Genomic DNA, 23008 nt, shown 5'->3' with positions numbered 1-23008 from the left:
GTCGGTCTCTCGTTATCAAAGTTTGGTCAGGGACAGGCCGGCCCAGGTGGCGAGCAGCCCGCCGAACACGCTGATGGCCGCATAGCCCAGGGCCAGCGGCACCTGCCCGCTTTCCAGCAGGCGCACCGTATCCAGTGAAAAGGATGAAAAAGTCGTCAGGCCGCCAAGAAAACCGACCATCAACCCCGCGCGCACCTCGATGGGCACTTCGGGGCGAATCAGAAACAGGCCGTATAGGACGCCGATCAGCAGACAGCCCACGATATTAACGGCCAGCGTCGCGGTATAGAAGTGCCGCGGCCAATTTGCGCTGATCCAGTTGCCCGTGGCGAAACGCAACAATGTACCGGCAACGCCGCCGGCGGAGACTGCGAGAATCAAGGGGATCACGGTTTTCTCCGCTGCCGTGGACTCAATCGGTCCAATTGCGCCAAGTGGTTGAGCTTCTCGCCGATCTTCAGCTCCAGGCCACGGGGCACCGGCTGATAGAACCGCTGGGGTTCGAGTTCCTCGGGAAAATAGTCTTCGCCAGCGGCGTAAGCGTCAGGCTCGTCATGGGCGTAACGGTATTCCTCGCCGTAGCCCAACTGTTTCATGAGCTTGGTCGGCGCGTTGCGCAGGTGCAACGGCACTTCCAGAGAGCCGTGCTCGGCGGCGCTGCGCATCGCCGCCTTGAAGCCCATGTAGACGGCGTTGCTTTTCGGCGCGCAGGCCAGGTAGGTAATGGCCTGGGCCACGGCGAGCTCGCCTTCCGGGCTGCCGAGGCGTTCCTGCACGTCCCAGGCCGTCAGGCACAGGCTCAGCGCGCGCGGATCGGCGTTGCCGATGTCTTCGCTGGCCATGCGCACCACGCGGCGCGCGAGGTACAGCGGATCACAACCGCCATCGATCATCCGCGCAAACCAGTACAACGCGCCGTCCGGGTTGGAGCCGCGCACCGACTTGTGCAGCGCCGAAATCTGGTCGTAGAACGCCTCGCCGCCCTTGTCGAAGCGGCGCCGGGTATCGCCCAGCAGGCTTTGCAGCAGTTCGACACCGATCTCGCTGTCGTCTTCGGCCAGGTCCGAGGCGTTTTCCAGCAGGTTGAGCAGGCGTCGGCCATCGCCGTCGGCAGCGCTGAACAATATCTGGAAACCTTCGTCGCTGAGGCTCAGGTGGCGCTTGCCCAGGCCGCGCTCTTCGGTGAGCGCGCGATGCACCAGCTTGCGCATCGCCGCCTCGTCGAGGCTCTTGAGCACGTAGACCCGCGCGCGGGACAGCAAGGCGTTGTTGAGTTCGAACGAAGGGTTCTCGGTGGTGGCACCGATGAAAATCAGCGTGCCGTCTTCGACATAGGGCAAGAAGGCGTCCTGCTGCGACTTGTTGAAGCGATGCACTTCATCGACGAACAGGATGGTGCGCTTGCCGTACTGGCCGGCCTGCTGCTTGGCGATTTCCACCGCCTGGCGAATCTCCTTGACCCCGGCCAGCACGGCCGACACCGTTTCGAAATGCGCGTCCGAGACTTCCGCCAGCAACCGCGCCAGGGTGGTCTTGCCGACCCCCGGCGGGCCCCAGAAGATCATCGAATGCAGGGCGCCCTGCTCCAGGGCTTCGCGCAGGGGCTTGCCCCGGGCGAGCACATGTTCCTGGCCGACGTACTCATCCAGGTTGGTGGCCCGCAGGCGGGCGGCCAATGGCTGGGCAATCGGGGCGCTTCGAAACAGGTCCATCACTGCTTATGCAACCTCCACTGGGTCCTGTTGAACACCGCCCCCTGTGGGAGCGAGCTTGCTCGCGATAGCGGCATTACATTCAATATCAATGTTGACTGATATGACGCCATCGCGAGCAAGCTCGCTCCCACAGGGGGGCTTGCCTTTATTTATTCCTGGATCACATCCGCACCCTTGGGGATGTCGAACTTGAACTTGGACGCGGCGATCGGCTCGTTGGCCTTGACCCCGGTGAACAGGATATTGGTGCGCTGGCCGACACTGTCGATCAGTTGCATGTCGTTGACCAGGCCGTTGCGGAACGACAGGCGCAGGCTGTCGAACAGGCTGTCCTTGGTCTTCGGCTTGAGAGTGAAGTCAATCACGCCACCGGCCTCCTTGGAGGTGATGTCGAAGCTCTGGCTGATCTCCGAGATATCGCCGGAGAGCAGCAGCGCCGGCGTCTGGGTCAGGCGCTGGTCGAGGGTCTTGATGGTCACTTGTTCGAGGTCCGGGTCCCACAGGGAGACTTTCTTGCCATCGGACACCATCAGCTGTTCGGCGGGTGCATCGGTGTGCCAGTAGAACAGGCCAGGGCGCTGCAGGGCCATGTCGCCAGCGGTTTCCTGCAACTGGGTGCCGCTGCCGTCGAGGGTCAGCTGGGAGAAACGCGCAGTCAGGGTCTGGGAGCCGCCCAGCAACTGGGTCAGGCGGGCCACATCTTTCTCGCCGGCATGGACCGACAAGGTAGACAAAGCCAATACGGGCAACAACAGCATGCGAATCAGGCGCATGGGAGTCCTCATGAATTCGTGGGGGGCGAGCGGCGCGTCATCACGCCGCCCGGGTTGTCAGTCGCGCATCGGGCCCGGCGCCAGCACTTCGCGCGAGCCGTTGGTGTTCATGGCCGTCACGACCCCGGCCATTTCCATGGCCTCGATCATGCGTGCGGCGCGGTTGTAGCCGATCTTCAGCTTGCGCTGTACGGCGGAAATCGAGGCACGGCGACTCTCCAGGACGAACTGCACCGCTTCGTCATAGAGCGCATCGGTCTCGGCATCGTCGTCACCGCCGCCACTGCTGCCCTCGAAACCGCTGCCGGCCTCTTCGACACCGTTGAGGATGTCGTCGTTGTATTCAGGCGCGCCACGCAACTTCCAGGCTTCGACCACGCGGTGCACTTCGTCATCGGAGACGAACGCACCGTGGACACGGATCGGCAGGCTGGTGCCGGGCGGCATGTAGAGCATGTCACCGTGGCCGAGCAATTGCTCGGCGCCGCCCTGGTCGATGATGGTCCGCGAGTCGATCTTGCTCGACACCTGGAACGCCATGCGGGTCGGGATGTTGGCTTTGATCAGGCCGGTGATCACGTCTACCGACGGCCGTTGTGTGGCGAGGATCAGGTGAATACCGGCCGCACGGGCTTTCTGGGCGATACGGGCGATCAGTTCTTCGACCTTCTTGCCGACGATCATCATCATGTCGGCAAATTCGTCCACCACCACCACGATGGTCGGCAGCTTGTGCAACAGCGGCGCTTCGTCGTGGATGCTTTCGCGGTGGTACAGCGGGTCGCTCAACGGCGTGCCGGCTTCCTCGGCCTCCTTGACCTTGGCGTTGAAGCCCGACAGGTTGCGCACGCCCATCTTCGCCATCAGCTTGTAGCGGCGCTCCATCTCGGCAACGCTCCAGCGCAGGGCGTTGGCCGCGTCCTTCATGTCGGTGACCACCGGGCACAGCAGGTGCGGGATGCCTTCGTAGATCGACAATTCGAGCATCTTCGGGTCGATCATGATCAGCTTGGCGTCTTCCGGGCCGGACTTGAACAGGATCGACAGGATCATCGCGTTCACCCCCACCGACTTACCCGAACCGGTGGTACCGGCCACCAGCAGGTGAGGCATCTTCGCCAGGTCGGTGATGACCGGCTTGCCGCCGATGTCGTGGCCCAGGGCCAGGGTGACCGGTGACTTGTGATTGTCGTACTCGGGGGTCGAGAGCACCTCGGAGAAGCGCACGATCTGGCGATCCTCGTTGGGGATCTCGATGCCCACGGTGGTCTTGCCCGGGATCACTTCCACCACCCGCACGCTGGTGACCGCCAGGGAGCGCGCCAGGTCCTTCGCGAGGTTGGCGATACGGCTGACCTTGACGCCGGCGGCCGGCTGGATTTCGTAACGGGTGATGACCGGACCCGGATGGATCGAATCCACCGACACCTCGACACCGAACTCCTTGAGCTTGATCTCCAGCAGGTGACCGACGGCCGCCAGGGATTCGGGGGAATAATTGAGTTGTTTCTTTTCGGCAGGATCGAGGATCGAAATCGGTGGCAAGGTCCCTTCCACCGCGCTGTCGACGAACAGCGGCGCCTGTTTTTCCTTCTGCACGCGCTTGCTCTGCTCCGGCGGCTTGGCCGGGGCCATGGTGATAACCGGCGGCACCTGCTTTTCGCGCTCGGACATGTGCTTGCTCAGGGCCTGCTCGCGCTCGATCAGGCGTTCCTTGACCTTGGCCTGCTCGCGTTTGTCCGGAACGGTGGGCGCCACGACGTCATGGACCCGATCGTCCACTTCACGCAGTTGCGCCACCAGTTGCTTGCGTTCGTTGCGCGCCGCCCACCAGCGGTTCAGCGCACCCTGGATCAATTCGATGAGGTCGAGCGTGATCTTGCCGGTGACGTCCATGACCTTGAACCAGGACAGGTCGGTGAACACCGTCAGGCCGAAGAGGAACAGTGCGATGAACAGCAGCGTGCTGCCCTGGATATTCAGGGCATTGCGCGCCAGATCACCAAGGCTCTCGCCCAGCGCACCACCCGCCCCGGCCGGCAGGCCGGTGGGTGCGTGGAAATGGATATGTGCCAGCGCGGCGCCTGACAACACCAGGAACACCAGGCCAATCAGGCGCCAGGAGAACAGCCAGCCGCTCCACTGCCAGGGCTCATGGCGCTGGCGGAAAATCTGATAGGTCTTGATCGCCAGCAGCAGCGGGAAAATATAGGCGAAATAGCCCAGCACCATGAACAGGATGTCAGCGCTGTAGGAACCGGCCGGCCCGCCGAAATTCTGCACGTCTTCGATCTTGCTGTTGTGGCTCCAGCCCGGATCGTCCTTGCCGTAGGTCAGCAAGGCCATCATCAGGAACAGGCACAAGGCCCCAATGGCGATCAACGCACCTTCCTTGAGCCGGTAGTGCAATTGTTGGCGCCAGAGCGGAACGACTGTCTTGGGTGCTGCGGTGGATTTCTTCAAAACGCTTCTTTTCCTGCGCCAATGGCGCGTCCATCTGTTGAATGACTATAAAAACTGCCCACGGGGAGCAGGTAAAAAAAGTGAATGTGCTCAACCGGTACTACTTTTACCACTGAGGCATGTTTTACCACTGTGGCATGCGTCCGGAAAACCGCAGGTGTTGCCGAAGATTTGACCTTTTGCCCGTCCTGCGTTCAAAACTCAAGCATTGTACGGGTTTGTCTTGCCAGAGGCATTGCCCGCTCGCCCGGCGACAACCTGGCCAGAAATGGGTCATCGGGCGCCAATTTGAGCATGCATTCTCTTTTGTGACAAAGGCTTATGAGGTGTTTTTTATGAGCGAAGCGAAGCATTCACGCCTGATCATTCTCGGTTCCGGCCCTGCAGGGTACAGCGCGGCTGTCTATGCAGCCCGCGCCAACCTCAAACCCGTTGTCATTACCGGCATACAGGCCGGTGGCCAGCTCACCACCACGGTCGAAGTCGATAACTGGCCCGGCGATGTCGAAGGCCTGACCGGTCCCGTACTCATGGAACGCATGCAGCGGCACGCCGAGCGCTTCGACACGCAGATCGTCTACGACCATATCCATACCGCCAAGTTGCAACAGCGACCGTTCGAACTGGTCGGCGACAGCGGCACCTATACCTGCGATGCATTGATCATCGCCACTGGCGCCTCGGCTCAATACCTGGGCCTGCCTTCAGAGGAAACCTTCGCCGGCAAAGGCGTGTCCGCCTGCGCGACCTGTGATGGCTTCTTTTATCGAAACCAGGTGGTGGCCGTTATCGGTGGCGGTAACACGGCGGTTGAAGAAGCCTTGTACCTGTCGAACATCGCCAGGGAAGTTCACCTGATTCACCGCCGCGACAAGCTGCGCGCGGAAAAGATATTGCAGGACAAGCTCTTCGAAAAGGCAGCCAACGGCAATATCCGCCTGCACTGGAACCAGAACCTGGATGAAGTGCTGGGTGACGCCAGCGGCGTGACCGGCGCGCGCCTGCGGCACAGCGAGACGGGCGATACCAGCACGTTATCCCTGGCCGGGGTGTTCATCGCCATCGGGCATAAACCCAACACCGATCTGTTCCAGGGCCAGTTGCAGATGCGCGATGGCTACCTGATTGTGCGTGGCGGCAGCGAAGGCAATGCCACCGCCACTGACATCGAAGGTGTTTTTGCCGCCGGCGACGTGGCTGACCACGTCTATCGCCAGGCCATTACGTCCGCCGGCGCCGGTTGCATGGCCGCGCTGGATGCAGAAAAGTATCTCGATGACATCCCGGCCGTTTGACGGTTAACCTCTAGGGCGGGCCTATGACAGGGCCCGCTCCCCTCCCCTTCTGCAAGTCCGGATAACGATGCTGACCTGGTTACAACGCAACACGTTCGATTTCCCACCGCTGGAAAAAGCCATGCGCGACCCCAATGGCTTGCTGGCCGCCGGCGGGGATCTTTGCGCCGATCGGTTGATCCAGGCCTATCGCCACGGCTGCTTTCCATGGTTCTCGGAGGGACAGCCGATTCTGTGGTGGTCACCGGACCCGCGCACCGTGCTGTTTCCCGACGAACTGCATGTTTCCCGCAGCCTGAACAAGCTGTTGCGCAAGCAGCGCTATCAAGTGACGTTCGACCGGGACTTCGCGGCGGTCATCAAGGCCTGCGCCGCACCCCGCGATTATGCCGACGGCACCTGGATCACCGACGCCATGCAGACCGCTTATCTGGAACTGCACCGGCGTGGCTTCGCCCATTCGGTGGAGGTCTGGGACCAGGACCAACTGGTGGGCGGCTTGTATGGCCTGGCGATGGGGCAGCTGTTTTTCGGCGAGTCGATGTTCAGCCGGGCCGACAATGCGTCGAAATTCGGCTTCGCAACCCTGGTCCAACATCTCAAGGAAGCGGGTTTCGTGCTCATTGACTGCCAGATGCCCACCGAGCACCTGCACAGCCTGGGCGCCCGGTCGATTCCCCGCGCAGCGTTTGCCGATTACCTGAAGGCGCACCTGGACCAGCCCAACCAGGCCACCTGGCTTTGCTGAGCGATATTCGCTCGACTGGCTTACACTTGAATTGAAGTTTTATCCCGAGGGTTGATCATGACCGAGTTGGCGCGCTTGAAGTTCTATGCCACTCAACCTCACTCTTGCAGTTATCTGCCGGAGGAGCAGGCCACGACCCTGTTCCTCGACCCGAGCCAGCCCATGGATGTGCATGTCTACGCAGACCTGTCGGAAATGGGCTTTCGGCGCAGTGGCGATCATCTTTACCGGCCCCATTGCCAACACTGCAATGCGTGCGTTCCGGCGCGCATTCCCGTGGCGCGATTCACACCCAATCGCCAGCAAAAGCGTATTTTCAAGCGCAACGCCGACTTGCAGGTGCGCCCGGCCAAGCCGCAATTTACCGAAGAATATTTTGACCTGTACCAGCGCTATATCGAGCAACGCCACGCCGATGGTGACATGTACCCGCCTAGCCGGGATCAATTCTCGACGTTCCTGGTGCGCGACCTGCCGTTCTCGCGCTTCTACGAGTTCCGCCTCGATGACCGACTGGTCGCCATCGCCGTCACCGACCTGCTGCCCAATGGGCTTTCGGCGGTGTACACCTTCTATGAGCCCGACGAAGAAAAACGCAGCCTGGGGCGTTTTGCGATTCTCTGGCAGATCAACGAGTGCCGGCGCCTGGGCCTGGATGCGGTGTACTTGGGCTATTGGATCAAGAACTGCAAAAAAATGAACTACAAGACCCAATATCGGCCCATTGAATTGCTGATCAATCAGCGGTGGGTTGTCCTGAACTAAGGGCTCGCTCGCAATGAGTGCCCCGATGCAAGTACCCGACTCGTCGAGTATCCCAAGAACCCCTTGGCTTGCCCCCCCTTTTTCGGGCACAATGCACGCCGCTTTTGCCTGGCGCAGTTGCACCGGGCCATTCACTGGATACCGAGGGCTTTACTGCATGTCGAAAGAAGACAGCTTCGAAATGGAAGGCACTGTCGTCGACACCCTGCCCAACACCATGTTTCGTGTGGAGTTGGAAAATGGGCACGTCGTAACCGCGCATATCTCCGGCAAGATGCGCAAGAACTACATTCGTATTCTTACCGGTGACAAAGTGCGCGTCGAGCTGACGCCCTATGACTTGAGCAAAGGGCGCATCACTTACCGCGCTCGCTAACAAGTCAATACAAAACGCCCGGCTCATGTCGGGCGTTTTTGTTTGCCCGCGATTTGATGGCTGCCCCGAAACACTGTGGGAGCGAGCTTGCTCGCGATAGCGGTGGGTCAGTTTGCATCAGTGCCGAATGTGCCGCAGCCATCGCGAGCAAGCTCGCTCCCACATGGGATTGCGGTGTCGCATATAGCAAAAAGGCGCCTTTCGGCGCCTTTTGCTTATCCCAGATTTACGATCAGGCCATTTCTGCCGTGGTTTCGAAGTCGAACGTAAGCTCGCCATCCTTGATGTCGATGTGGACCACACCGCCATGCTCGGCCAGTTCGCCAAAGAGGATTTCCTCCGCCAGTGGACGCTTGATCTTGTCCTGGATCAGGCGAGCCATCGGCCGTGCCCCCATCGTCACATCGTAGCCACCTTCGGCGAGCCAGCTGCGTGCCGCATCGGTAACCTCCAGCAACACCCGCTTGTCTTCGAGCTGCGCCTGAAGTTCGGTAAGGAACTTGTCCACCACGCTCTTGATGACTTCATGGCTGAGGCGACCAAACTGGATGATAGTGTCCAGGCGGTTACGGAACTCAGGCGTGAAGCTCTTCTTGATCACTTCCATCGCATCGGACGAGTGATCCTGATGGGTGAAACCGATCGAAGCGCGCGCAGCGGTTTCAGCGCCGGCGTTGGTGGTCATGATGATGATCACGTTGCGGAAATCCGCCTTGCGTCCGTTGTTGTCGGTCAGCGTACCGTGGTCCATGACCTGCAGCAGCAGGTTGAAGACTTCCGGATGCGCCTTCTCGATCTCATCGAGCAACAGCACGCAGTGCGGCTGCTTGGTGATCGCCTCGGTCAACAGGCCGCCCTGGTCGAAGCCGACATAACCTGGAGGCGCACCGATCAGCCGCGATACGGTGTGACGCTCCATGTACTCGGACATGTCGAAGCGCACCAGCTCGATCCCCAGCGCCTTGGCCAACTGCCGTGCCGCCTCGGTCTTGCCGACACCGGTAGGCCCGGCGAACAGGAACGAACCGACCGGTTTGTCCGGCGACTTGAGACCGGCGCGCGACAGCTTGATAGCGGTCGACAGCGAGTCGATGGCCGCATCCTGGCCGAACACCGTGAGCTTCAGGTCGCGCTCCAGGTTACGCAGCAGCTCCTTGTCGGAACTGGTGACGTGTTTTGGCGGAATCCGCGCGATCTTCGCGACGATGTCCTCGACCTGCGGCACGTCGATGCGCTTGACGCGATTCTCCACCGGTTGCAGGCGCTGATAGGCACCCGCCTCGTCGATAACATCGATGGCTTTGTCCGGCATGTGCCGATCATTAATGTAGCGCGAGGCCAGCTCGGCGGCGGCGCGCAACGCCTCATCGCTGTATTCGATGCTGTGGTGCAGCTCGAAACGCCCTTTCAGGCCGCGCAGGATGCCGATGGTGTCTTCCACCGACGGCTCCGAGACGTCGACTTTCTGGAAACGCCGGGCCAAAGCACGGTCTTTCTCGAAAATGCCACGGAATTCCTGGAACGTGGTCGAGCCGATGCAACGGATATCACCCGAGGAAAGCAACGGCTTGAGCAGGTTCGAGGCATCCATGACGCCACCCGACGCAGCACCGGCACCGATGATGGTGTGGATCTCGTCGATGAACAGGATCGCCTGCGGACGTTTCTTCAGCTCGCCGAGCAGCGCCTTGAAGCGTTTCTCGAAGTCGCCGCGGTATTTGGTACCGGCCAGCAAGGCACCCAGGTCGAGGGAATAGACGACACTGTTGGCCAGCAGGTCCGGCACCTGGTTATCGACGATGCGCTTGGCCAGGCCTTCGGCGATCGCGGTCTTGCCCACGCCCGCCTCGCCTACCAGCAGCGGATTGTTCTTGCGACGCCGGGCCAGGATCTGCGCCACGCGCTCGACTTCCGCCTCGCGCCCGACCAGCGGGTCGATACGGCCCTGGCGCGCCAGTTCGTTCAGGTTGCTGGCATAGGCATCCAGGGGATTGCCTGAAGAAGAAGACTCACCGCCCTCGTCGTCCTGCATGTCCTGCTCACCCTCGGAATGATCGCCATGCCCGGGCACCTTGGAGATGCCATGGGCGATGTAGTTGACGACATCGATACGCGCCACGCTCTGCTGCTTGAGCAGGAAGACCGCCTGGCTTTCCTGCTCGCTGAAGATCGCGACCAGGACATTGGCGCCGGTGACTTCGCGCTTGCCCGAGCTCTGTACGTGAAAGACAGCACGCTGCAATACACGCTGGAAGCCCAGGGTTGGCTGGGTTTCGCGATCCTCGTCATGAACGGGGATCAATGGCGTGGTGGAGTCGATGAACTCCTGCAGATCATGCTTGAGTTTATCGAGGTTTGCGCCGCAGGCACGCAAAACGGTGGCGGCAGCCTCATTATCCAATAGGGCCAGCAGCAGGTGTTCGACGGTCATGAATTCATGACGCTTCGAACGAGCCTCCTTGAAGGCAAGATTGAGGGTGACTTCGAGCTCGCGGTTTAACATAGCTTCACCTCATACCCAAGTGGTCGGCGTTAACCGTCCTTCTCGATTTCACAGAGTAGCGGATGCTGGCTTTCCCGGGCGTACTGGTTGACCTGCATGGCCTTTGTCTCGGCGATGTCGCGGGTAAACACTCCACATACTGCCCGTCCCTCTGTATGGACGGCCAGCATGACCTTGGTCGCCAGCTCGCGATTCAGGTTAAAAAACACCTCGAGCACTTCGACGACGAAATCCATCGGTGTGTAGTCATCGTTGAACAAAACCACCTTGTACATCGGTGGAGCCTGTAAAGCGGGCTTTGATTCCTGAACAGCAATACCCGCTGAATCGTCGTCATGTAGATCCGGGCGATCCTGATTGAATGTTAGTCGAATCTGGCTGATTGCATGCATGGAAAGAAAGGTTCGTTTAGTTGGCGAATACAGTGATGGGGCCGCTTGCAGGCGATTTCAACCGCTACTGCCCGATCACCTTGACTATCGGCAAATCGGTGTTACAACCAATAGAGCCCACCGTGGGTTAAAAAGGTCCGTGAAGTCAATCCGATTTCAATGATCGACGGCGGATAGTCAGGATGATACTCCCATGGCGGGGTGTGTTGCAGAGGGATATTGGTATGCCGGGTACCGGGATGACATTCAAGGGCAAGGTCAAATGGTTCAACAACTCCAAGGGCTTCGGGTTTATCAATCGCGATGGCGATCCGAATAAGGAAGACCTGTTCGCTCACTACTCGGCGATCCTGATGGACGGCTACAAGACCTTGAAGGCCGGGCAAACCGTGTCGTTCAGCATGATCCAGGGTCCCAAGGGCGTACACGCAGTCGCCATCACGCCCGTCGCGCAGGACAACGCCGACGCCACGCCCGAATCCGTCAACGCCCTGGAGCACGTCAGCGCCTCCGAAAAAGGCTGACACACCCGCCCCTCCTCAGGCAAAACGCCCGGATCGATCACTCGAGCCGGGCGTTTTCAGTTGCGTAACGATCCGCCTACATGTGCGAGATCAGTGCATCACCAAAGCCGGAAGACGATACCAGCTTGGCTCCGTCCATCAGGCGTTCGAAGTCATAGGTCACGGTTTTGGCCGAGATCGCGCCGTTGGTGCCCTTGATGATCAGGTCGGCCGCTTCGGTCCAACCCATGTGACGCAGCATCATTTCCGCCGACAGGATCAGCGAACCCGGGTTGACCTGGTCCTTGCCGGCATATTTGGGCGCGGTGCCATGGGTGGCCTCGAACATCGCCACGGTGTCCGACAGGTTGGCGCCCGGCGCGATACCGATACCGCCCACTTCGGCCGCCAGGGCGTCGGAGAGATAGTCGCCGTTGAGGTTCAGGGTTGCGATCACGTCGTACTCGGCCGGGCGCAGCAGGATCTGCTGGAGCATGGCGTCGGCGATGGCATCCTTGACCACGACATTCTTGCCGGTCCGCGGATTCTTGAACTGCATCCAGGGCCCGCCGTCGAGCAGGGTCGCGCCGAACTCTTCGGCCGCCACTTCGTAGGCCCATTCCTTGAAGGCACCTTCGGTGAACTTCATGATGTTGCCTTTGTGCACGATGGTCAGCGAATCGCGGTCATTGTCGACAACATATTGCAAGGCTTTGCGCGCCAGACGTTTGGTGCCCTGCTTGGAAACCGGCTTGACGCCGATACCGCAATCTTCGTCGAAGCGGATCTTGGTAACACCCATTTCCTCCTTGAGGAACTTGATGACCTTGGTGGCCTCGGCCGAACCGGCCTTCCACTCGATGCCTGCATAGATGTCTTCGGAGTTCTCGCGGAAGATTGTCATGTCGACATCGCCAGGCTTCTTCACCGGGCTTGGCACACCCTCGAACCAGCGCACCGGGCGCAGGCAGACATACAGGTCCAGCTGCTGGCGCAGCGCGACGTTCAACGAACGGATACCGCCACCGACCGGCGTGGTCAGAGGGCCCTTGATGGAAACCACGTAGTCCTTGACCGCGTCCAGGGTTTCCTGGGGAAGCCAGGTGTCCTGGTCGTAGACCTGGGTGGCTTTTTCACCGGCATAGACTTCCATCCAGGAAATCTTGCGCTTGCCGCCATAAGCCTTCTCGACCGCGGCGTCGACGACCTTGATCATGACCGGACTGATATCAACGCCAATGCCGTCACCTTCAATGAAAGGAATGATCGGATTGTCGGGAACATTAAGAGAATGGTCTGCATTGACGGTGATTTTGTCACCGACGGCTGGAACCTGAATCTTTTGATACCCCATGCTGAACTCCATTGCTTGGATTGAACATCTGGCTGCGTTCGAGCGTACCCCAGTTGTATCGGCACGCAAACCCTACGTTCGGCCCGTCCTCGGCAAATAAACCGAGTTCGCCGCGTACAAGCCTGAAAACCAAGGGAAAAGCGCCAAACTTGAGCATAGTCCAGCCCCGCGGCCTGCGACGTTTAGACCAATGGACGTGTACGGAAGTCTATGAACCGTCGGCAGATCGCCAGCTACCTATGTATAATGCCGCCGCTGACCACAGGGTCACGACGGCTGACGGCTCTATCACGAGACTTTCCGCCAATTTGAAAGCCGGACCGTACCGCGGCCCGACCGCTTGACGCTCGACTGATGCACCCAACATCACCGCGAAGAAACCTCGACATTCGGCTCACGGATGACTTTGAACGAACGCGCTTACCCGGCGCCCCTCGAGTTTCTGCGCATGCTTTAGCAAAGAAGAGAGTTAATCCGAATATGCCCACCCGCTCGAAGATCATCTATACCTTCACCGACGAAGCGCCTGCCCTCGCCACCTATTCGCTGCTGCCGATCGTCGAAGCCTTCACCGCTTCGGCCGATATCGCCGTGGAGACCCGCGATATCTCCCTCGCAGGGCGCATCCTGGCCAGCTTCCCCGAGCAACTGGGTGACAAAGCCGTAGCCGACCACCTCGCCGAACTGGGCGACCTGGCCGTCACGCCTGAAGCCAACATCATCAAGCTGCCGAACATCAGCGCCTCGGTGCCGCAACTGCAGGCCGCGATCAAGGAATTGCAGGCCCAGGGCTACGCACTGCCGGACTACCCGGAAACCGTGACCACCGACGCCGAGAAAGAAGTCCGCGCCCGTTACGACAAGGTCAAGGGCAGCGCCGTGAACCCGGTCCTGCGCGAAGGCAACTCCGACCGCCGCGCGCCGCTGTCGGTGAAGAACTACGCTCGCAAGCACCCGCACAAGATGGGCGCCTGGGCTGCCGATTCCAAATCCCACGTGGCCCACATGAGTACCGGCGATTTCTACGGCAGCGAAAAAGCCGCCCTGATCGACGCCGCGGGCAGCGTGAAGATCGAGCTGATCGCCAAGGACGGTACTGCCACTGTCCTGAAGGAAAAAACCACCGTCCAAGCCGGTGAGATCCTCGATTGCGCGGTCATGAGCAAAAATGCCCTGCGCAATTTCATCGCCGCCGAAATCGAAGACGCCAAGCAGAAAGGCGTGCTGCTGTCGGTTCACCTCAAAGCGACCATGATGAAGGTCTCCGACCCGATCATGTTCGGCCAGATCGTGGCTGAGTACTATAAGGACGCGCTGGCCAAGCACGCCCAGGTACTGGAGCAGATCGGCTTCAACCTGAACAACGGCATCGGCGACCTGTACGCCCGCATCAAGGCCCTGCCGGCCGAGCAGCAGGCGCAGATCGAAGCCGACATCCAGGCGGTCTATGCCGTTCGTCCGGCACTGGCGATGGTCAACTCCGACAAAGGCATCACCAACCTGCACGTGCCGAGCGACGTCATCGTCGACGCCTCGATGCCAGCCATGATCCGTGACTCCGGCAAGATGTGGGGCACCGACGGCCAGCTGCACGACACCAAGGCCGTGATCCCGGATCGCTGCTACGCGACCATCTACCAGGCCGTGATCGAAGACTGCAAGCAACACGGCGCCTTCGACCCGACCACCATGGGCAGCGTGCCGAACGTCGGCCTGATGGCCAAGAAAGCCGAAGAGTACGGCTCCCACGACAAGACCTTCCAGATCAAGACTGACGGTGTGGTCCGCGTCTCGGACAGCAACGGTCGCACCCTGCTGGAGCAGAACGTCGAGGCTGGCGATATCTTCCGCATGTGCCAGACCAAGGACGCGCCGATCCAGGACTGGGTCAAGCTCGCCGTCAACCGCGCCCGCGCCAGCAGCACCCCGGCAATCTTCTGGCTCGACCCGATGCGCGCCCACGATGGCGTGATGATCGAGAAGGTCCAGGCTTACCTGAAGGATCACGACACCAGCGGCCTGGAGATCCGCATCATGTCGCCTGTCGACGCGATGAAGTTCACCCTGGCGCGTACCCGCGAAGGCAAGGACACCATCTCGGTGACCGGCAACGTACTGCGTGACTACCTGACCGACCTGTTCCCGATCATGGAACTGGGCACCAGCGCCAAGATGCTCTCGATCGTGCCACTGATGAACGGTGGCGGCCTGTTCGAAACCGGCGCCGGCGGCTCGGCACCCAAGCACGTGCAGCAATTGCTGGAAGAGAACTTCCTGCGTTGGGATTCCCTGGGCGAGTTCCTGGCCCTGGCCGCATCCCTGGAACACCTGGGCGTGACCTACAACAACCCGAAAGCACTGGTGCTGGCCAAGACTCTCGACCAGGCGACTGGCGAATTCCTGGACCGCAACAAGTCGCCTTCGCGCAAGGTCGGCGGCATCGACAACCGCGGCAGCCACTTCTACCTGACCCTGTTCTGGGCCCAGGCACTGGCCGCCCAGGATGACGACGCAGCCCTGAAGGCGCAGTTCACCACCCTGGCCAAGACCCTGACCGACAACGAAGAAAAAATCGTTGCCGAGCTCAACGCCGTCCAAGGCAAGCCAGTGGACATCGGCGGCTACTACTCCGCCAACCCTGAGCTGACCAGCAAGGCCATGCGCCCGAGCAACACCTTCAACGCGGCGATTGCTGCGCTGGTATAAGGTCGCAAGGAAACACCACAAACCCCGGCCCTGTGCCGGGGTTTGTGTTTCTGGCATTTACACTATCCGTCAGACAGCACCCGACCCTGTGGGAGCGAGCTTGCTCGCGATTGCGATTCATCATTCAATTCAGGCGCTGACTGACCCACCGCTATCGCGAGCAAGCTCGCTCCCACAGTTGGATTGGAGTACAGCCGGCAAAGACAGGTCGGCTGTCAGGCCGCCTTCGCGAGCAGGCTCGCTCCCACAATTAGACCGGGGTATAGCCAAAGAGACAGGCCGGCTATCAGGCCGCCTCGATCTTGATCTTGATCTTGATCTTGATCCTGATCCTGATCCTGATTTGGGGCGCCCCGTTAACCACGATGGCCGAACGCAGGCATTGCGCAGTGGGCAACCCGGCATGGACGCCGGGTTAGCCGCGCTGGGCCATGGATGGCCCTTCGCGGCGGCCCACGGAGCAATGCCGGAGTGAGGGCATGCCGAGCCTAGGCGAGGCACCGAGTGGTGGGGCTAAGCCTTTTTGGTTACTTTTTTGGCGTCTGAAAAAAGTGACCCGCCGTAAGGGCGGAACCCTAAGCAGCCGTGACCGCAGCAATGGATATGTACTCAGCCAACAAAATCCGAGAAATAGAGGAGTCTCATGAACTGGCAACCCCACATCACCGTCGCCACCATCGTCGAAGACCACGGCCGCTTCCTGATGGTCGAAGAATCCAAGGGCGGACGAGCAGTGCTCAACCAGCCCGCCGGCCACCTGGACCCGAACGAAACACTGATCCAAGCCGCCATACGTGAAACCCTCGAAGAAACCGGCTGGGACGTCGAACCCACCAGCGTCACCGGCCTCTACCTCTACACCGCCCCGAGCAACGGTGTGACCTACCAACGGGTCTGCTTCGCCGCCAAAGCCCTGAAACACCACCCGGATTATCAACTGGACGACGGCATCCTCGGCGCCAAGTGGCTGACCCGCGACGAATTGCTGAAACAGCGCGACCGCTGGCGCAGCGAGCTGGTCATCCGCTGCATCGACGATTACCTGGCCGGCCATCGCCACAGCCTGGAGCTTATCCGCCCTTCTCTTTAGCCTTGCACGCCCGGGCCTGATAGAATCGCGTCCTTTTTCAAGACACTCATTGAATTCCTATGCGTGATCCAGCCTCTTCGAACACCCCCAAGCAACGCGTCATAGTCGGCATGTCCGGCGGCGTGGACTCTTCCGTTTCCGCCCTTCTGCTGATCGAGCAGGGTTATGAGGTGGAAGGCCTGTTCATGAAGAACTGGGAAGAAGACGACGGAACCGAATACTGCACCGCCATGGACGACCTGGCGGACGCCCAGGCCGTCTGCGACCGGATCGGCATCAAGCTGCACACCGCCAACTTCGCCGCGGAGTACTGGGACAACGTGTTCGAGCACTTCCTCGCCGAATACAAGGCCGGTCGCACGCCGAACCCGGACATCCTCTGCAACCGCGAAATCAAGTTCAAGGCGTTCCTCGACTACGCCATGATGCTCGGCGCCGACCTGATCGCCACCGGTCACTACGTGCGCCGCCGCGACATCGACGGTCGTACCGAGCTGCTCAAGGGGCTGGACCCGAACAAGGACCAGAGTTATTTCCTGCACGCCGTCGGCGCAGAACAGATCGCCAAGACCCTGTTCCCGGTGGGCGAACTGGAAAAACCCGAAGTGCGCGCGATTGCCGAGAAACATGACCTGGCCACCGCCAAGAAGAAGGATTCCACCGGGATCTGCTTCATCGGCGAACGGCGCTTCAGCGATTTCCTCAAGCAATACCTGCCGGCCCAGCCGGGCGAGATCAAGACCACCGAAGGCGAAGTCATCGGCCGCCACCATGGTCTGATGTACCACACCATCGGCCAGCGCCAGGGCCTGGGCATCGGCGGCTTGAAAGACGCCGGTGAAGAGCCTTGGTACGTGCTGGTCAAGGACCTGGAGCACAACGAGCTGATCGTTGGCCAGGGCAATGACCATCCATGGCTGTTTTCCCGTGCCCTGCTGGCCTCCGATATCTATTGGGTCAACCCGATCGACCTCAGCGAACCGCGCCGCCTGACGGCCAAGGTTCGCTATCGCCAGAGCGACCAACCCTGCACCCTGGAAAAAACCGCCAGCGGCTATCGCGCCACGTTCGATGATCCGCAGCGCGCGGTCACCCCCGGCCAGTCCGTGGTGTTCTACGACGGTGAAGTCTGCCTCGGCGGCGGCGTGATAGAAGTCGCCGAGCCATGGAGCAGCCAGGCATGACGCCGATCCAGGAACAACTGACGGCACTCGGCGGGGTGTTTCTCGCCGCGGTGCTGGTGGACCGGATCGCCAAGACCGGCCAGGCCACCGAAGCCGGCCTGGGCTGCATGCTCGGCAGCCTGCTGGTGCGCGATCCCAAGGACACCCTGGAAGTCTATGGTGGCGATGACCTGAACCTGCGCGAAGGCTACCGTGCGCTGATCGGCGCCCTGGAGCGCGACCCCAGTGCCCTGCAACGCGAGCCGCTGCGCTACGCTCTGTCGATGCTGGGCCTGGAGCGTCAGCTGGCCAAGCGCGACGACCTGCTGGAAACCATCGGCAAACGCCTGCCGCAAATCCAGTCCCAGGTCGAACACTTCGGCCCGTCCCACGAGAACGTGATCGCCGCTTGCGGCGCGCTGTACCAGGACACCTTGAGTACCCTGCGCCAGCGCATCCAGGTGCATGGCGACATGCGCAACCTGCAGCAGCCTAGTAACGCTTCGAAGATCCGCGCCCTGTTGCTGGCCGGGATTCGCTCGGCGCGGCTGTGGCGACAACTGGGTGGGCATCGCTGGCAGCTGGTGATCAGCCGGCGCAAATTGCTGAAAGAGCTTTACCCGTTGATGCGCAACGAATAAGCCGCCTCGACCTGCTTGTGGACATTGAGGGGCTGCTTTGCAGCCCAGCGGGAGCAAGCGCCCTCGCCACAGGTGATGAACAGTTTTATCTCGATACGCGTAACACGCCGGTCAGTTGGCAACGGACCGGCGCTGGATTTCATGTATGATACGCGCCCCATTTCGTTGCCCGACTGTCCGAGAACACCCCATGCAGCTCTCTTCGCTCACTGCGGTTTCCCCTGTAGACGGCCGCTACGCCGGCAAAACCCAGGCCCTGCGCCCTATTTTCAGCGAGTACGGCCTGATCCGTGCCCGCGTTCTGGTTGAAGTGCGCTGGCTCCAGCGCCTGGCCGCTCACCCTGGCATTGGCGAAGTACCGGCCTTTTCCGCCGAAGCCAACGCGGTACTGAACGCCCTGGCCGACGATTTCGCGCTGGAGCACGCCGAGCGCGTCAAAGAGATCGAGCGCACCACCAACCACGACGTCAAGGCCATCGAATACCTGCTCAAGGAGCAGGCGGCCAAGCTGCCGGAACTGGCCAACGTCAGCGAGTTCATCCACTTTGCCTGCACCAGCGAGGACATCAACAACCTGTCCCACGCCCTGATGCTGCGCGAAGGCCGTGACGAGGTGATGCTGCCCCTGATGCGCCAGACCGCCCAGGCCATCCGCGAACTGGCGATCCGCTTCGCCGACGTGCCGATGCTGTCGCGCACCCACGGTCAACCGGCTTCGCCGACCACCCTGGGCAAGGAACTGGCGAACGTGGTGTATCGCCTGGAGCGCCAGATCGCCCAAGTAGCCGCCGTGCCACTGCTGGGCAAGATCAACGGCGCCGTGGGCAACTACAACGCCCACCTGTCGGCCTACCCGGACATCGACTGGGAAGCCAACGCCCGCGCCTTCATCGAAGACGAGCTGGGCCTGAGCTTCAACCCGTACACCACCCAGATCGAACCGCATGACTACATCGCCGAGCTGTTCGACGCGATCGCGCGCTTCAACACCATCCTGATCGACTTCGACCGTGACATCTGGGGCTACATCTCCCTGGGTTACTTCAAGCAGCGCACCATCGCCGGCGAAATCGGTTCCTCGACCATGCCGCACAAGGTCAATCCGATCGACTTCGAAAACTCCGAAGGCAACCTGGGCATCGCCAACGCGCTGTTCCAGCACCTGGCGAGCAAGCTGCCGATTTCCCGCTGGCAGCGCGACCTGACCGACTCCACCGTGCTGCGCAACCTGGGCGTAGGTTTTGCCCACAGCGTCATCGCCTACGAGGCCAGCCTCAAGGGCATCAGCAAGCTGGAACTGAACGAGCAGAAAATCGCCGCCGACCTGGATGCCTGCTGGGAAGTCCTGGCCGAGCCGATCCAGACCGTGATGCGTCGCTATAACATCGAAAACCCCTATGAAAAGCTGAAAGAACTGACCCGTGGCAAGGGCATCAGCCCGGACGCGTTGCAGACTTTCATCGATGGCCTGGACATGCCTGCCGAGGCCAAGGCAGAGCTGAAGAAACTGACCCCGGCCAGCTACATCGGCAACGCGGCGGCACAAGCCAAGCGCATCTGACACATCGCTTCACCTTTGAGACGCCCGGCCGCGCCGGGCGTTTTTATTCGCGTCTGAAAAGTATATTTTTTCAATAGGTTACACATGAATTCTGACATTCCACTGCAACTCCTGGGCGGTATCACGGCACGGGAGTTCCTGCGCGACTACTGGCAGAAGAAACCCCTGCTGATCCGCCAGGCCATTCCTGACTTCGAAAGCCCGATCGACGCCGACGAACTGGCCGGCCTTGCGCTTGAGGAAGAGATCGAGTCACGCCTGGTGATCGAACACGGCGAGCGCCCCTGGGAATTGCGTCGCGGCCCGTTCGCCGAAGACGAGTTCAGCAAACTGCCGGAGCGCGAGTGGACCCTGCTGGTGCAGGCGGTCGACCAGTTCGTACCGGAAGTCAGCGAGCTGCTGGAGCATTTCCGCTTTTTGCCGAGCTGGCGCATCGACGATGTGATGATCAGCTTCGCTGCCCCAGGTGGCGGCGTCGGCCCGCATTTCGACAACTACGATGTGTTCCTGCTGCAGGGCCACGGCAAGCGCAACTGGAAAATCGGCCAGATGTGCAACTCCGAAAGCCCGCTGCTGCCCCATGCAGACTTGCGCATCCTCGCCGATTTCGAGGCGACCGAGGAATGGGTCCTGGAACCTGGCGACATGCTCTACCTGCCGCCGCGCCTGGCCCACTGCGGCGTCGCCGTGGATGACTGCATGACCTATTCGGTGGGTTTCCGCGCACCGAGCGCCGCCGAGGTGCTGACCCATTTCACCGACTTCCTCAGCCAGTTCCTGCCGGATGAAGAGCGCTACACCGACGCCGATGCGCGGCCTGTCGCCGATCCGCATCAGATCCAGCAAGACGCCCTGGACCGACTCAAGGGCCTGCTGGCCGAGCACATGAGCGACGAGCGCCTGCTGCTGACCTGGTTCGGCCAGTTCATGACCGAGCCGCGCTATCCGGAACTGGTCGTCGGCCCGGAGCTGGAAGAGGACGATCTGCTGGCCGGACTGGAACAGGGCGCGGTGATCATTCGCAACCCGAGCGCTCGCCTGGCCTGGTCGGAAGTCGATGAAGACCTGTTGCTGTTCGCCAGCGGCCAGAGCCGTTATTTGCCGGGCAAATTGCGCGACCTGTTGAAGATGATCTGTGCCGCCGACGCGCTGCACATCGAGAACCTCGGCCCATGGCTGGCCGACGAGGACGGTCGCGGCCTCATTCATGAATTGGTCAAGCAAGGTAGCCTGGGGTTCGCCGATGAATAAAATTCACGTTCGTGTCGCAGACTGGCAAAAGGATAACGCCGAGATCCGGCGCATTCGTGAAGCGGTATTCATTGCCGAGCAATCCGTGCCGCCGGAGTTGGAGTGGGATTCGGATGACCAGGACGCCGTGCATTTCCTGGCCTTCGAAGGCGACTTCCCCATCGGCACCGCGCGCCTGCTGACCGATGGCCATATCGGCCGCGTCTCGGTCCTGAAGGATTGGCGCGGCCTGAAAGTCGGCGATGCGCTGATGCACGCAGCAATCGCCGAGGCCGAGAAGCGCGGGCTCAAGCAGCAGATGCTCAGCGCCCAGGTGCACGCCACGCCGTTTTACGAGCGACTGGGGTTTGCGGTGGTCAGCGAGGAGTTCCTCGAAGCCGGGATTCCTCACGTGGACATGGTGCGGCGCTCGATCTGAGACCGTGGTGCGGCATTCGCGAGCAGGCTCGCTCCCACAAGGTTCTGCTGCGAACACCGATCCGGTGATCACTTCGGCGCAAATGTGGGAGCGAGCCTGCTCGCGAAGAGGCCCTCAAACCCTGCCCAAAAGCCCGACAAAACACTGCCCCCTCGCCACAAAGGCAGCCTGCAACAACATCCTGCAACGCCCAAAAACGCCCCGCCATCCACCGATGCCGGGGCGTTTTGCCGTCTACCATTCAACTTGCCCCACCCGGGGCCGACAAACTGGCAATATCCAGCTTTTGTCTCGCGGAGAAATGGACATGTCCCTACGTACCCTGCTGACCACCCTGCTGCTCGGTTGCAGCCTGTCAGTCATGGCGGCTACCGAAATCGTGCCGCTGAACTACCGCACCAGCGCGGACTTGCTGCCGGTGGCGCAGAACTTCATCGGCAAGGATGGCCAGGTCAGCGCTTACGGCAACCAACTGATCGTCAACGCCGAACCCGGCAAGATCGAAGAACTTCGACAATTCCTGGCGCAGCTCGACGTGGCTCCCAAGCGCTTGCTGATCACGGTCGACACCAATGAAAACAACCTGCAAGGCGATCAGGGTTACTCGATCAACGGAGCCGCCCCCAGCCAGACCCGCATCATCAACCGCAGCACCGCCAGCCGTGACGGCGGCGTGCAGCAGATCCAGGCCAGCGAGGGCCAGCCGGCGCTGATCCAGGTGGGCCAGAGCGTGCCCTTCACCAGCAACCAGACCGATGGCTATGGGCGCATGCAAAGCCAGACCGAATACCGCAACGTCACCCAAGGTTTTTACGTAACGGCCAGCGTCACGGGCGAGACCGTTCATCTGAGCATCAGCACCAACCGTGACCGCATGAGCCAGGAACGTCCCGATGTAGTGAACGTGCAAAGCACCGACACAACCGTCAGCGGGCGCCTGGGCGAGTGGATCACCCTGGCCGGGGTGAATCGGCAGAATCAGGCCGATAAACAAGGCCTGACCCGCAGCTACTCGACCCAAGGCCGGGATGACATGATTTTGCGGGTCAAGGTCGATACGCTGAACTGAAGCACCAGAAACTGACTGATAAGTCGTATTAGACCAAAGATGTAGTGCCTGAAAAAAAGCACTACAAAACGTTTGACGAGCCAAAAAACCGAAGGCATGATGGCCTCGCTCCCGCTAATCAGGGGCCCTGGCAAGGGCCTTCGGGTCGAAGCTTGCAACTACCCTGCGAGCCGATTCGTGTCTGTACCGCCCACAAGGTGTGTTTGACGAGGTTGCGACTGG

20 protein-coding genes are annotated in these 23008 nt (G+C 60.9%); 13 read left to right on the top strand and 7 right to left on the bottom strand.

Translation table 11 applies throughout. The annotated features are described in order from the left end of the window. Positions 1 to 15: 15 nt before the first annotated feature. The 4 genes from crcB to J3P86_RS10025 form a co-directional block, all read right to left on the bottom strand. A complete protein-coding gene (gene crcB, locus J3P86_RS10040; RefSeq protein ID WP_207961507.1) occupies positions 16 to 390 on the bottom strand; it encodes a fluoride efflux transporter CrcB in 375 nt (124 codons plus the stop codon). After that, positions 387 to 1712, bottom strand: a complete 1326-nt coding sequence (locus J3P86_RS10035; RefSeq protein WP_434624683.1) for a replication-associated recombination protein A — start codon at positions 1710 to 1712, stop codon at positions 387 to 389. The genes crcB and J3P86_RS10035 overlap by 4 nt, the downstream gene beginning before the upstream one ends. Positions 1713 to 1864: 152 nt before the next feature. Next, positions 1865 to 2488 (bottom strand): outer membrane lipoprotein chaperone LolA, encoded by a 624-nt coding sequence (gene lolA, locus J3P86_RS10030; protein WP_434624685.1) that lies wholly within the window; start codon positions 2486 to 2488, stop codon positions 1865 to 1867. Between the two features lie 57 nt (positions 2489 to 2545). Next, positions 2546 to 4951 carry a DNA translocase FtsK gene (locus J3P86_RS10025; protein ID WP_434569010.1) on the bottom strand — a complete coding sequence of 802 codons (2406 nt, stop codon included), beginning with the start codon at positions 4949 to 4951 and terminating at the stop codon, positions 2546 to 2548. Between the two features lie 335 nt (positions 4952 to 5286). Here J3P86_RS10025 and trxB point away from each other — a divergent pair, with 335 nt between their 5' ends. From trxB to infA, 4 genes are all read left to right on the top strand, one after another. Next, a complete protein-coding gene (gene trxB / locus J3P86_RS10020) occupies positions 5287 to 6246 on the top strand; it encodes a thioredoxin-disulfide reductase (protein WP_434603730.1) in 960 nt (319 codons plus the stop codon). 67 nt (positions 6247 to 6313) lie between these two features. Next, complete coding sequence (gene aat / locus J3P86_RS10015; RefSeq protein ID WP_434569012.1) at positions 6314 to 6994, top strand: leucyl/phenylalanyl-tRNA--protein transferase; 681 nt, start codon at positions 6314 to 6316, stop codon at positions 6992 to 6994. A gap of 57 nt (positions 6995 to 7051) precedes the next feature. Beyond that, the gene (locus J3P86_RS10010) at positions 7052 to 7759 is read left to right on the top strand and encodes an arginyltransferase (RefSeq protein ID WP_434569013.1); all 708 of its coding nucleotides are present in this window, start codon (positions 7052 to 7054) and stop codon (positions 7757 to 7759) included. 157 nt (positions 7760 to 7916) lie between these two features. Continuing rightward, a complete protein-coding gene (gene infA, locus J3P86_RS10005; RefSeq protein ID WP_002553999.1) occupies positions 7917 to 8135 on the top strand; it encodes a translation initiation factor IF-1 in 219 nt (72 codons plus the stop codon). 232 nt (positions 8136 to 8367) lie between these two features. On the opposite strand, the gene clpA is transcribed toward infA, so the two are convergent. Together clpA and clpS are read right to left on the bottom strand one after the other, a co-directional pair. Continuing rightward, positions 8368 to 10638 (bottom strand): ATP-dependent Clp protease ATP-binding subunit ClpA, encoded by a 2271-nt coding sequence (gene clpA / locus J3P86_RS10000; RefSeq protein ID WP_305495539.1) that lies wholly within the window; start codon positions 10636 to 10638, stop codon positions 8368 to 8370. 29 nt (positions 10639 to 10667) lie between these two features. Then, positions 10668 to 11030 carry an ATP-dependent Clp protease adapter ClpS gene (gene clpS, locus J3P86_RS09995; RefSeq protein ID WP_305495541.1) on the bottom strand — a complete coding sequence of 121 codons (363 nt, stop codon included), beginning with the start codon at positions 11028 to 11030 and terminating at the stop codon, positions 10668 to 10670. Positions 11031 to 11254: 224 nt separating this feature from the next. Here clpS and J3P86_RS09990 point away from each other — a divergent pair, with 224 nt between their 5' ends. Next, positions 11255 to 11554, top strand: coding sequence for a cold shock domain-containing protein (locus J3P86_RS09990; RefSeq protein WP_434624690.1), 300 nt, complete (start codon positions 11255 to 11257; stop codon positions 11552 to 11554). Between the two features lie 76 nt (positions 11555 to 11630). On the opposite strand, the gene icd is transcribed toward J3P86_RS09990, so the two are convergent. Then, on the bottom strand, positions 11631 to 12887 hold the full coding sequence (gene icd, locus J3P86_RS09985; protein ID WP_305495545.1) for an NADP-dependent isocitrate dehydrogenase: 1257 nt from the start codon (positions 12885 to 12887) through the stop codon (positions 11631 to 11633). Between the two features lie 480 nt (positions 12888 to 13367). On the opposite strand from icd, the gene J3P86_RS09980 reads away from it, so the two are divergent. The 8 genes from J3P86_RS09980 (at position 13368) to J3P86_RS09945 (ending at position 22786) form a co-directional block, all read left to right on the top strand. Continuing rightward, a complete protein-coding gene (locus J3P86_RS09980) occupies positions 13368 to 15593 on the top strand; it encodes an NADP-dependent isocitrate dehydrogenase (RefSeq protein ID WP_434700091.1) in 2226 nt (741 codons plus the stop codon). Between the two features lie 643 nt (positions 15594 to 16236). Beyond that, the gene (locus J3P86_RS09975) at positions 16237 to 16683 is read left to right on the top strand and encodes an NUDIX hydrolase (RefSeq protein ID WP_434700089.1); all 447 of its coding nucleotides are present in this window, start codon (positions 16237 to 16239) and stop codon (positions 16681 to 16683) included. 59 nt (positions 16684 to 16742) lie between these two features. Beyond that, positions 16743 to 17867, top strand: coding sequence for a tRNA 2-thiouridine(34) synthase MnmA (mnmA, locus tag J3P86_RS09970; RefSeq protein ID WP_434700087.1), 1125 nt, complete (start codon positions 16743 to 16745; stop codon positions 17865 to 17867). Then, positions 17864 to 18487 (top strand): high frequency lysogenization protein HflD, encoded by a 624-nt coding sequence (gene hflD, locus J3P86_RS09965; protein WP_305495552.1) that lies wholly within the window; start codon positions 17864 to 17866, stop codon positions 18485 to 18487. The genes mnmA and hflD overlap by 4 nt, the downstream gene beginning before the upstream one ends. Before the next feature lie 190 nt (positions 18488 to 18677). After that, complete coding sequence (gene purB, locus J3P86_RS09960) at positions 18678 to 20048, top strand: adenylosuccinate lyase (RefSeq protein ID WP_434603714.1); 1371 nt, start codon at positions 18678 to 18680, stop codon at positions 20046 to 20048. An 84-nt stretch (positions 20049 to 20132) separates the two neighbouring features. Further along, positions 20133 to 21299 (top strand): JmjC domain-containing protein, encoded by a 1167-nt coding sequence (locus J3P86_RS09955; RefSeq protein WP_434700086.1) that lies wholly within the window; start codon positions 20133 to 20135, stop codon positions 21297 to 21299. After that, positions 21292 to 21717, top strand: a complete 426-nt coding sequence (locus tag J3P86_RS09950; RefSeq protein WP_434674026.1) for a GNAT family N-acetyltransferase — start codon at positions 21292 to 21294, stop codon at positions 21715 to 21717. Before J3P86_RS09955 ends, J3P86_RS09950 begins: the two co-directional genes overlap by 8 nt. Before the next feature lie 307 nt (positions 21718 to 22024). After that, positions 22025 to 22786, top strand: coding sequence for a secretin N-terminal domain-containing protein (locus J3P86_RS09945; RefSeq protein ID WP_434569022.1), 762 nt, complete (start codon positions 22025 to 22027; stop codon positions 22784 to 22786). The last annotated feature ends 222 nt before the right edge of the window (positions 22787 to 23008 follow it).

It is taken from the genome of Pseudomonas sp. D1-1 (genome assembly GCF_051132225.1).
Lineage (GTDB): Bacteria > Pseudomonadota > Gammaproteobacteria > Pseudomonadales > Pseudomonadaceae > Aquipseudomonas.
Note: the sequence above shows the minus strand (reverse complement) of the source record. Positions and strands in the feature narration are given on the sequence as shown.